This is a genomic window from Sphingomonas spermidinifaciens (assembly GCF_002351485.1).
GTDB classification, from domain to species: Bacteria; Pseudomonadota; Alphaproteobacteria; order Sphingomonadales; family Sphingomonadaceae; genus Sphingomonas; species Sphingomonas spermidinifaciens.
In genome coordinates this window covers 2,501-5,918 of sequence record NZ_NWMW01000005.1, presented here as the reverse complement: position 1 = coordinate 5,918, position 3,418 = coordinate 2,501, and the positions used below count along the sequence as shown (strand labels likewise).

The 3,418-nt window shown below is 55.9% G+C and carries 1 tRNA gene and 2 rRNA genes; all 3 read right to left on the bottom strand.

The annotated features are described in order from the left end of the window. Positions 1-2: 2 nt before the first annotated feature. The 3 genes from COC42_RS17315 to COC42_RS17305 all read right to left on the bottom strand — a co-directional run bounded on the left by COC42_RS17315 (position 3) and on the right by COC42_RS17305 (position 3,277). Positions 3-79: transfer RNA gene (locus COC42_RS17315), tRNA-Met, on the bottom strand. Between the two features lie 175 nt (positions 80-254). Then, positions 255-369: ribosomal RNA gene (rrf, locus tag COC42_RS17310) — 5S ribosomal RNA — on the bottom strand. Positions 370-489: 120 nt separating this feature from the next. After that, positions 490-3,277, bottom strand: a 23S ribosomal RNA gene (locus COC42_RS17305). Positions 3,278-3,418: the final 141 nt, after the last annotated feature.

The following is a 3,418-nucleotide window of genomic DNA, read 5'->3' as shown; positions in this document are numbered from 1 at the left end:
GTTGGTTGCGGGGACAGGATTTGAACCTGTGACCTTCAGGTTATGAGCCTGACGAGCTACCGGGCTGCTCCACCCCGCGCCAATTCGGGAACGGCGGCGTTGGCGGTACGGGCCGGAGCCGTGAGGCTCCGCAAGGCCGACTGGCCGCCGCGGCTTATGCCGCGATAGCCAAAGCTGCGAATGCAGCTGCCGGCGCCTGAGGCCAACGAACAAAGTGAATGGGTTTTCCCTGTCGAACGTTCACCGTCTTCAATGCCTGGCGACGACCTACTCTTCCAGCGCTTGAGCGTTAGTACCATCGGCGCAGTCCGGTTTCACGGCCGAGTTCGGGATGGGATCGGGTGGGTCACGGACGCTATAGCCACCAAGCAATGGAGGCGGTGAGGTTCGGGGGGTTGTTTTTCAAATCGGTGTGCAAGGCGTTGATCGTCATCCATCCGACGACTGCTGCTGGGATGAACCAGCGTTGTCGTTGGCGGTGTGAACTCTCGAAGCGCGAACAGAGCAATTAGGACCGGTTAGCTCCACCTGTTACCAGGCTTCCACATCCGGCCTATCAAGGTCGTGGTCTTCGACCGCTCGATGATACCTTATCTTGAGGGAGGCTTCCCGCTTAGATGCTTTCAGCGGTTATCCCGTCCATGCATAGCTACCCTGCTGCGCGGCTGGCGCCACGACAGGTACACCAGAGGCATGTTCAACCCGGTCCTCTCGTACTAGGGTCAACTCCTCTCAAGTATCGACGCCCACGGCAGATAGGGACCAAACTGTCTCGCGACGTTCTGAACCCAGCTCACGTACCACTTTAATTGGCGAACAGCCAAACCCTTGGGACCTGCTCCAGCCCCAGGATGTGATGAGCCGACATCGAGGTGCCAAACGATTCCGTCGATATGAGCTCTTGGGAATCATCAGCCTGTTATCCCCGGCGTACCTTTTATCCGTTGAGCGATGGCCCTTCCACGAGGGACCACCGGATCACTATGACCGACTTTCGTCTCTGCTCGACTTGTCAGTCTCGCAGTCAGGCTGGCTTATGCCATTGCACTCTAACGATCGGTTTCCAACCGATCTGAGCCAACCTTCGCACGCCTCCGTTACGCTTTAGGAGGCGACCGCCCCAGTCAAACTACCCGCCACAGAGGGTCCCCGCACCGGATGACGGTGCTGGGTTAGACATCAGAAAACAACAGGGTGGTATTTCACCTATGGCTCCACACCGGCTGGCGCCAGTGCTTCAAAGCCTCCCACCTATGCTACACAGTTCTTTCCTAATGCCACTCTGAAGCTGCAGTAAAGGTGCACGGGGTCTTTCCGTCTAACCGCGGGTACTCCGCATCTTCACGGAGAATTCAATTTCGCTGAGCATGTCCTGGAGACAGTGGGGAAGTCGTTACGCCATTCGTGCAGGTCGGAACTTACCCGACAAGGAATTTCGCTACCTTAGGACCGTTATAGTTACGGCCGCCGTTTACCTGGGCTTCAATTCGGAGCTTGCACCCCTCCTCTTAACCTTCAGGCACCGGGCAGGCGTCAGGCCCTATACGTCGTCTTGAAGCCGACTTAGCAGAGCCCTGTGTTTTTGCTAAACAGTCGCTACCCCCTGGCCTGTGCCCCCTCGTACTGCTTGCGCAATGCGAGGGCCTCCTTCTTCCGAAGGTACGGAGGCAATTTGCCGAGTTCCTTCAGGACACTTCTCTCAAGCGCCTTGGTATACTCTACCAGACCACCTGTGTCGGTTTCGGGTACGGTCTATACGGTGGGGCTATTTCCTGGGACAGCTTCGAGGCACGATCAATCCGATAAGATCGTACAACACACGCCATCCGTCACACACCACCAGGCCCACGAATATTAACGTGGTTCCCATCGACTACCCCCTTCGGGCTCGTCTTAGGGGCCGGCTCACCCTGCTCAGATTAGCTTTAAGCAGGAACCCTTGGTCTTTCGGCGAGAGGGCATCTCACCCTCTTTATCGCTACTCATGTCTGCATTCGCACTTCCGATACCTCCACGGTCGGTTACCCTTCCGCTTCACAGGCGTACGGAACGCTCCGCTACCGCTCGACTAATGTCGAACCCAAAGCTTCGGTGCACGTCTTGAGCCCCGTTACATTTTCGCCGCAGGATCTCTTGTTTAGACCAGTGAGCTGTTACGCTTTCTTTAAAGGATGGCTGCTTCTAAGCCAACCTCCTGGTTGTTTTGGAAATCCCACATGCTTTCCCACTTAGACGTGACTTGGGGACCTTAGCTGTTGGTCAGGGCTGTTTCCCTTTTGACGACGGACCTTAGCACCCGCCGTCTGTCTCCCGGATAGTACTCGTGCGTATTCGGAGTTTGGTTAGGTTTGGTACAGCTCGCGCCGCCCTAGCCCATCCAGTGCTCTACCCCGCACGGTATTCATCCGAGGCTCTACCTCAATAGATTTCGCGGAGAACCAGCTATTTCCCGGCTTGATTGGCCTTTCACCCCTAAACACAACTCATCCGACAATTTTTCAACATTGATCGGTTCGGTCCTCCAGTGGGTGTTACCCCACCTTCAACCTGGTCATGCCTAGATCGCCGGGTTTCGGGTCTAATGCATCGAACTCAATCGCCCTATTCAGACTCGCTTTCGCTTCGCCTACACCTAACGGCTTAAGCTTGCTCGATACACTAAGTCACAGACCCATTATGCAAGAGGTACGCGGTCACATCTCAAGGATGCTCCCACTGCTTGTAGGCAACCGGTTTCAGGTACTGTTTCACTCCCCTCATCGGGGTGCTTTTCACCTTTCCCTCACGGTACTAGTTCGCTATCGGTCATGTACGAGTATTTAGGCTTCGAGGGTGGTCCCCCGATGTTCAGACAGGGTTTCACGTGCCCCGCCCTACTCAAGTCTTCTCACATCGCCTTCGCATACGGGACTGTCACCCGCTATGGTCCAACTTTCCAGATGGTTCTGCTGGCTGAATGAGAAGCACTGGCCTGGTCCGCGTTCGCTCGCCACTACTAACGGAATCTCGGTTGATGTCTTTTCCTCCGGGTACTGAGATGTTTCAGTTCTCCGGGTTCGCTTCACCAAAGCTATGTATTCACCTCGGTGATGACTTCCTTCCAATTACCCAGATCGCGGTTACCCGCGGCCGGGATAATTGGTGAAGCCGGGTTGCCCCATTCGGAAATCGCGGGATCAATGCCTGCTCACGGCTCCCCCACGCTTATCGCAGCGTGCCACGTCCTTCATCGCCTGTACATGCCAAGGCATCCACCAGTTGCCCTTACCTCACGCTTGAGAGTCCACACCACCAACGACAACGCTGGGTCAGTTACCCGACCAAAACTCGGCAGAGCAGCGTGCGTGGCTCAATCGGTGTGGATGATAATCTCAGCCTTGCTGAGCACGCGACCATCGAGGCGAACCTCAATCATCGG